This window comes from Pseudomonas sp. 18173 (assembly GCF_050432945.1).
GTDB lineage: Bacteria > Pseudomonadota > Gammaproteobacteria > Pseudomonadales > Pseudomonadaceae > Aquipseudomonas.
This window is the reverse complement of record NZ_JBKFTN010000050.1, coordinates 1-7,657: the sequence shown is the minus strand read 5'-3', so window position 1 is coordinate 7,657 and position 7,657 is coordinate 1. Positions and strand designations below refer to the sequence as shown.

Here is a 7,657-nt window from a genome sequence, read left to right as displayed (position 1 = left end):
AGGTGATGGCGCTCTGCACCTGGGTGATGTGCAAGCGGTTGCTGGCGAAGGACAGCAACAGACCGACGCCCCACACGGCGATCAGGGTCAGGGCCGTGGCGTGGACGATGCGCACGGCGCCCCAGCCCAGGCGACGACGGTGGTGAACCACCTTGTCGCTGAGCACGCCTTCCCACGGCGGCGTGACGTGCCACAAGTTATCGGCATTTTCCTTACCACCCTTCAACGGCAGGCTGAACCACAAGCCGCGCAATGGCACGCCCCGGTCAAACACACGCCACAACGGTCCCAGCGCCTGACGCCAGNCGTGACGTGCCACAAGTTATCGGCATTTTCCTTACCACCCTTCAACGGCAGGCTGAACCACAAGCCGCGCAATGGCACGCCCCGGTCAAACACACGCCACAACGGTCCCAGCGCCTGACGCCAGCGGGCAATGCCCTCGACCTGCAGATCGCGGGCCAGGCGCACGAGGAAATCGTTGTCCACTGAGTCGCGCATCTGCCTCCAGCCTTCCTGACGCAGAGGGTCGAGCAGGCTATCCAGCGAGGTTTCCAGGGCCTGCGTCGTGGCAGGTGACGGCAACAGGCAACCGACCGGCTGGGTCGTGCGCTGGTCCTGTTTCCATTGACTGTCGCAGACCTGCCACAGGTGCAGCGGCAACTGCCAGCGCAGCTTGAGCGCCAGCTCTTGCAGGTGGCGTACGCCGGTATCCATCGTGGCGGTGTCGGTGCTTTGCGCTTTGCTCAGTGCCCAGATCACGCCGTCCAGCGCGCGCAAACGGGTCAGACCGTGCCAGTGAGAGCGCCAGGTTTCATCCAATGGGTTCTGCAGGCTGCCGCCCCAGAGCAGGAGGGTGTCGTGGCCTGCCAGCCATTTTTTGTCTTTGAGGGTCGGGGCGATGGCATCGATCTGCTCGGGTTCGCCGACGACCAGCAGAACGCGGAACTTGTAGCGCCAGAAGCGGCTGTGGTTCTCGCACAGGTATTCCCTCATCCTCGCCTGGTTTTTTTGCGCATCCGACTTGACGGGACGGGCGGGTGGCAACTTCTCGGAGCTGCTCACAAGCTTGCGGATACCGTTTTGCACAATCTGCCAAGACAGCACCGCCATGCCGAACAGCAGGCCCCAGAGCGCCGCGCCCTTGAGCAGCAAATCCAGAAATACGCTGCGCGTCAATGATTGCGATCCAGCCCACAACCACCAGATCACACACCCCAAGGCGACCAGCATAGCCAGGGCCACACCCAGCAATAGCGCCGTCCCCCAAGGCGAGACTTTCGGAGATTCAATTGATTGAGTCATCGGGTTTCACAATTCCAAGGGCCAGGGTGTGATGAGGGTCGTTCGCCAACCAGGCGCACGGCACCTGATGCTGCTTGACGTACCAGGCGGCCAGTGTCTGAGCGACCATGGCCTGCAAACCTTCGAGGTCGCCAAAATTGGCGTCTTGCACGTTCTGTTTGGTGTTCCAGCCGTGGGCTGACAGACCTGGCGCATCCGGCTGGGAGAACGACACGCAGACTTTCGGGGGTGACGTTATCTCGCTCTGTTGCAGAGCGCGCTCAGCCACCGTTGGCAGGCGTTCGGTATTGGCGTCGAACCATTCGCCTCGAGAAAAGCGCACGTCACCTTCCGGACCGAACAGCCAAAGCACCGCGGCCTCCCCCGCCGGCAGGCGACTGTCCGGCCGAGGTGACAAGGATTGGCAACCGGCACAAAGAATTAGCGCGTTTGCGGGAGCGCCCTGGGTTCGGTCTATGATCGAATCCAGGCTACCCATCCCCTGCCAGGTTTCGGGTTGCTCGGGCAACTGAACCTGCGCAAAGGTTTCCCCCATCTGCTCGACAAAGGCCTGCCAAGCCGGCAGCGACCCTTGCCAGTAGCAAGCCAACGGCTGTAATGGCCCCGTCTCAAGCCGCTGCGCTTGCCACTGTAAAACCAGCAACTTCGCCAACTGCCGTTCGCGTTCGACGACATCGTCACCGAACACCTGGAGCAGGCGAAGCGTCGCTCCGTCCGGCGCGATTTCAGGCGCAGGAGGTTGGTGGTCCGCATTGAACAGGGTTTGCCTGTGCTCCGGATCGCCGCAGCCGCCCCCCACCAATACAGCTTCGACCAGCGCCACTGTCTGGCGATGTCGTATCCACCAGTCTCGTTGTATCTGCTGGGACGTTTCGGCATAGCATTGCGCATTGTGGCGATTGAGTCGGTAGAACAAAACGATAAACAGAAATGGCGGTAGCCATAGGAACAACCCAATCCATATGAGGATCATTAGTCCATATGGATGTCCAAAAAATCGCCAGTCCAACGGCTCGCCAAACATCTCAAAAAAAGTGACGATCAGTACCAGCAACAATGCACCGATAGCAAACCAGCCAGAAATACTAGGTGCACGGTGCAGTGGATAGGGATCGAATCTGGGAGCCGTATTCATGAGGCCACCAGCGAATCGGGCATTGAGCTGACCAATGTGCATCCACACCTGCAGCGATGGCCATCCAGTGCTGCCGGGCGACCGTCGTAATGCAGCAGATCGCTACCCTCGGCGATCTCGGTCGGGCCGTGCAGGTCGCAGCGCACGGCATGGCCCTGACAGGCAACGGGCTTGCCGTAACACTCGTAAAGCCCCTCCAGCACTTCGCCTCCATATTCGTGCAGCGTGTCTCCCTGACGTATTACCGGCTTCATGGCCTCACCTCTCGGTTGTTGATGCAGATTAATTTGGGCATGACTGCGGCTGCGGCAAATGCAGCGGGGTCTTGATCGGGTATTCGGGGGTGCCGTAGGCATGGCAGGAGGTGGTGACCTCAAGCTCGTCGCAGGGCAGGAAGTGCACGGTGAGGCCGCAGGTTTTTTGGCCGGTGTAGTCTGGGATGGGGACTACTTTGGTGTGTTGGCGTTTTTGTGCATCGATTTTGTCCAGCCAGGCATCGTATTTTGCCTCGTCCGCAAGACCTGGATTGTCATAGGAGTAAGCCACGCCAGTTTCCCAATCAACACGCACCATCATCCCCGGTTTCCAGCGCGACGATGCGCTGTAACAACACCCCCCACCACCACCCTGATACGGGCCAATAATGTCGCCCCCTGAACGGCCATCGACGCTGAAGCGGTTGATGGCCCAGTGGGTATGGTTGATCGCTTCGAGGGTGCCGGCCTGGGCGCCTTGCACGAACATGGTGACAACCAGACCGCCGAGGACACCCAGCACTTCGAGGCACGGATTGAGCATGCGCATGGCCGTTGTACTTTTTATTGCGTGTTGAACAAATGGATCAGGCCTTGCCATCGTTCATCTCCCCGACCTTGGCGTAAAAGTCTTCCCAGATCGCATCGATGGCTTGGTGGACCTGTGCCAGGCGTTCGGGATCCGTCAGTGGCGGCTGCTGCGTACGGGCAGTATCCGTAGCAGGCCGAGGAGTGGCATCCGCCAGCGTGGCGGCATCGTTTTCACCGTACAGCGCCAGATCCCTTCGGCCGACGTCACCAAAAAAAACCATGCGTTCACCGAAGTAACTGCCGAAGGGCTCTCGCCTAAACCGCTTGTAGAGAAACCAGGCGCGAGAATCGTGGACCTGATCGTCGAACAGCGCGCGCAACAGTCCTTCGGGTTGCGTGGCGTTGCGGCTTTCCTCGACGTTGCCGCGATAGTTTTCATTGAGGTGGTTTCTCTCGTAGAGCGGTGGCGGGAACAACTGGCTGACCTTCAGTTGTCCCGCCGCTTTCATCTGCTCGCGCTCTACCCGCACCACGGCGGTGATTACACTAGGGAGCAACATCGGAAAGATCACCAGGCGCGCCACACGCATCGCAGGGGAAGGCTGTACGCCAATGCTGCGGTAGTCCGCACTGAACTCTTCGGCCGCTTCGCGCAATTGGGTTTGCGCCATGTCGGCGTCGAAATCCTTGGGGCCGGGTTCCAGCGGCGTTTTCGGCGTACCGGGAATACGCTCTCGGGCCAGTTGCTGTTTGCGGCGTGTTTCGACGGCCGCTTGTATTTTGTCGCGCTCTTGCTCGTCCTTATTGCGCACGGCTTCATCGGCCTGGGTATCGCTGGCCTGAAGATAGAAAGGCGTCTCCAGCAGACTGGCAAAGGCATAGCGGTCGATGCGCCAGGCCGTGATCCAGGCCAATTGGTCGCGTACGGCTTGTTCCAGGGTGTCGGTGGCCGGAATGGGGTGGTAGCGCTCAACCTGCTCAACGGGGAGCGGTTGTGTTGCAGGGGGTAAACCGAGGGTGACATGACGCCAGGCATTGAAGCGGTGGGCCAACTCTGGAGAAACACCAAACTCGATCTCCACCTCTGATTCCATTGCCCTCCAAAGTTGTTGGCTCAACTCTATTGGCAAGGAAATTGGCGGTACTTTCAACGGAGCCCCATGAGCGAAAGCGTCGGAATACAGATCGTGCAAAGCAATCTGTGACAGCAGCAGACGGTCATCCCTGCCAATGGCCTTCCCCTGATCCCCCGGCGGATACCCCCCTCCCTGATCGGAGTGCACTCCCGGATAAATCACTTCCTCACTGTTGACCGGGTATTCACCGCTCTCGCGCCGAATCGATTCCAACGGAAAACACAGCCGCTGCTCATGGCTGGCCACCAGGTGCAGACAGCGCTTGACCAACTCGCCTGCAGGCAACTGCTGATTGCCATCGGCCCAGCTCATATGCCCGTTCGCCTCCGGCATGATATCGGCGATACCCACCGAGGCGACGGTGTCCAGCAGCCCGAGGTATTCCACGCTGACGGGCAAGGTCAAATCCATCAGCGTCAGCGCCGGTGTCGACGCCTCACGCGACAACAGTTGGTTCAAGCCACTGACAAAAGCCCGGGCCGCCGCCGCGCCACGGGAAAAACCATAGACATACAGGCGGACACCCAACAGCTTCGACATGCCGGGCTGTGGCTGGCTCAAGGCTATGCGCAACGGCTTGGCGATGGCCGCGAACTGCTTGTTGAATTCGCGGTAGCGGTTGCCGAAGGCACTCGCCCATTCGAGCCCCGGCAAGCTGCCCATGGCCTTGACCGAGGCTTGCAGGCTGGCATCGTCCAGCCGTGGCAGGCCCAACGCACGGCGCAGGGCGTCGATGATCATCAGCAGGCCCCAACTGATCCGCTCCTCGCCGTACCAGGCGCCGCCAAGCCCCAGGAAGGAGTAATCCAGGTCACCCACTTCCGCAAAAGGCGTGCCTACGCCGGGCATGTAGTACTTGTAGTACTGGCCATACCCCGTGCCCGCCGCATCGGTCAGCCGCTGGGCCTTACTGCCAGTGTGGGAAGTACCGCCAGCATGGCCGTCGCCGATGGTCGCGCGGAACAACCGGGCAATATTGGTCGGGTGTGGAGGGACGGCAACGTACAGGTCGTGGTTGAGGTTATTGCCGGTGCCGTCGAAGAACAGGCTGATGTGCAAGGTCTTGCAACACGGCAGCATCACACGGCGCCCGGCGGCCAGGCAAAGGGCGTCATGGTAGTCACGCTCCTGCTGGCGCTGGCGATGGAGGTTTTGATGAACCTGAAGCGCCCTGCGGGGCAAGCGGCCCTCAAGCGGGAACGCTGGCGGATGGCAGACGCGGGCATGTTTCACTTCGGACATGACTGAGGCTCCGGCAAGTGCAATGGGGTTTTGATCGGGTAGTCGGGGCTGCCGTAGGCGTAACAGGAGGTGCTGACCTGGAGCTCGTCGCAGGGCAGGAAGTGCACGGTGAGGCCGCAGGTTTTTTGGCCGGTGTAGTCTGGGATGGGCACGGCTTTGGTGTGCTTGCGTCTTTGCGCTTCGATCTTTTCAACCCAAGCCAAATATTTGGCCCAGTCACCAGTGCCAGGGAAACCTTTTGAGCTGCCTGCTCCAGTTTCCCAATCAACACGCACCGTCATCCCCGGTTGCCAGCGCGACGGCGCGCTGTAACAACACCCCCCACCCCCACCCTGGTACGGCCCGATGATGTCGATCCCCGACCGGCCATCGACGCTGAAGCGGTTGATGGCCCAGTGGGTGTGGTTGATCGCCTCAAGCGTTCCGGCCTGAGCGCTTTGCGCGAGCAACACGCCTACAAACATGCCAAGCACGGCGACGCGATATCTGCGGCTTATGGATTTGGACATAAGGTTCATTTCCTGACTTCGCTGAGGTGAGTCGCGCAGGCGGTGCGCAACCGATCGAGGGTGTAGGCTTCACGCTCAGTCTCGGAAATCAATCCAGCCTGGGTAGCCTCGAGCATGGCTGCGTAGCACGCCTGAAACAGCTGCTCGGCACTCAATTGCGCGGGCAATGCCTCGCCAAGTATCTCCATCGCCAGGGTGGCCTCACTGGCGCAACCAAGGGTTTCCAGCTGACTGTCGCTCAATACCATCGGGCGGCGGTCTTCCGGCCACACAGGCTCATCGCAGACTCCCGACAACCGTTGGGGAAGGCCATCGCGATCCAGCCAGCTCCAGAACACGGCCGGGCGTAGCAGAAGTCGTTGCTGACTGGGTTCAAGCACATGGCTGAACAACAACGGGAACAGGCGCGGGTCGTAGTAGCGCAGCAACCCCGGACACCCGCCACACTGTGCTTCCAGGCATCGACCGAGGTATTCGGCCAACGCCTGGAACGGCCAGTTGGAGGCCAGCACCAGTAATTGCGAGCACCCTTTCAGGGCTTGCATCAGGCCGATGAGCCATTGCCGTTGCAGGGGTATCGCCAGATCAACCCGCACCAGTAACGGCGCCAGCTCCTCGGCACCGGCCTCCGGCAACTCGCTGAACAACGAGTGCCAGGGCAGCGAAGGTTCGACACTGAGCACGCTGCCAAGCATCGGCGTGTCGCCGCCGGCCTGGTCAATGATGATATCCAGGCAGGTAAGGGTGGACTGGGCACAACAAGCTTCCAGCAGTTCGATCCAGGGAACGCTGCGAACAGAGGTCATGCTTGTGCCCTCCTGGGTACGAAGCCCAGTGCGGCCGCCTGGGCCCTCTTCAGGCAGTCCTTGCACACCGAACCGGGCAATTCGGGAAGCGCAAAGTCCTCACTGGTCGGGGCGTTTATCCGGTGCTTGCCCTTGACGCAGATCAAGCCCGGTCCGTGAATCTGGATCACGCCCTGCTCCGTAATCCGCAAGTAAGCGCCACCGCATGCGAGGGTGATGCTTTTGCGTGCAGTCAACTGCAGATGCCCGTCCACCGACTGCACTGTGATGTCCTTGCGGGCGATCAAACTCAACAAATCCCCATGGGATTCCATTTCCAGCGGCCCCTTGCCGGAAACCAGGCGCATCCCTTCTTCCTGGCTCAACAGGGAAATGCTTTTCCTGACGTGTGCCGACAGGTGCTGCTCGGCAGCCAGGTTGAGTTCGTCTTTACTTTGCAGGTACAGCGCCTGGCCGCTTTTGAACAGCAAGCTGGCTGGCGTCAGGACGCCGATGCCTCTGGGGGCGCTGAACAGCATGGCCGGGGCCTTGAGGTCATTGGCGTCGGCCTGGAACTGCTGCAGCCCCTCAATGGCAGGTGGTCGACTGTTATGGGCCTGGGCAATTTCCTGCCACTGGGCCATTTGCTGCCGGGCGCCTTCGATCTGGCGGGTGGCCGGGCCCATGTCGAGCACATCGCCCGAGGCTTTGGTCTGTTCATCGGCAGTGATGAACAGGCCTTTGCCACCCCGGATGCTGC

General features: G+C 60.7%; 8 protein-coding genes. All 8 read right to left on the bottom strand.

Annotated elements, in window-relative coordinates; all coding sequences use genetic code 11:
* A partial coding sequence (locus tag ACLD1X_RS28700; RefSeq protein ID WP_429373618.1) for a hypothetical protein occupies positions 1-253 on the bottom strand: 253 nt, incomplete at its 3' end.
* A gap of 1,035 nt (positions 254-1,288) precedes the next feature.
* Entirely contained in the window at positions 1,289-2,440 is a 1,152-nt protein-coding gene (locus ACLD1X_RS28695) for a hypothetical protein (protein WP_429373616.1), read from the bottom strand.
* On the bottom strand, positions 2,437-2,694 hold the full coding sequence (locus ACLD1X_RS28690; protein ID WP_429373614.1) for a PAAR domain-containing protein: 258 nt from the start codon (positions 2,692-2,694) through the stop codon (positions 2,437-2,439). The genes ACLD1X_RS28695 and ACLD1X_RS28690 overlap by 4 nt, the downstream gene beginning before the upstream one ends.
* Before the next feature lie 28 nt (positions 2,695-2,722).
* Positions 2,723-3,238 (bottom strand): DUF3304 domain-containing protein, encoded by a 516-nt coding sequence (locus ACLD1X_RS28685; protein ID WP_429373620.1) that lies wholly within the window; start codon positions 3,236-3,238, stop codon positions 2,723-2,725.
* A gap of 43 nt (positions 3,239-3,281) precedes the next feature.
* A complete protein-coding gene (locus ACLD1X_RS28680; RefSeq protein WP_429373611.1) occupies positions 3,282-5,603 on the bottom strand; it encodes a T6SS phospholipase effector Tle1-like catalytic domain-containing protein in 2,322 nt (773 codons plus the stop codon).
* Positions 5,591-6,121, bottom strand: a complete 531-nt coding sequence (locus tag ACLD1X_RS28675) for a DUF3304 domain-containing protein (protein ID WP_429373609.1) — start codon at positions 6,119-6,121, stop codon at positions 5,591-5,593. The genes ACLD1X_RS28680 and ACLD1X_RS28675 overlap by 13 nt, the downstream gene beginning before the upstream one ends.
* On the bottom strand, positions 6,118-6,918 hold the full coding sequence (locus tag ACLD1X_RS28670) for a DUF4123 domain-containing protein (RefSeq protein ID WP_429373607.1): 801 nt from the start codon (positions 6,916-6,918) through the stop codon (positions 6,118-6,120). The genes ACLD1X_RS28675 and ACLD1X_RS28670 overlap by 4 nt, the downstream gene beginning before the upstream one ends.
* Positions 6,915-7,657, bottom strand: a 743-nt coding sequence (locus ACLD1X_RS28665) for a DUF2345 domain-containing protein (RefSeq protein ID WP_429373605.1), incomplete at its 5' end; no start/stop codon positions are given. The genes ACLD1X_RS28665 and ACLD1X_RS28670, both read right to left, overlap by 4 nt.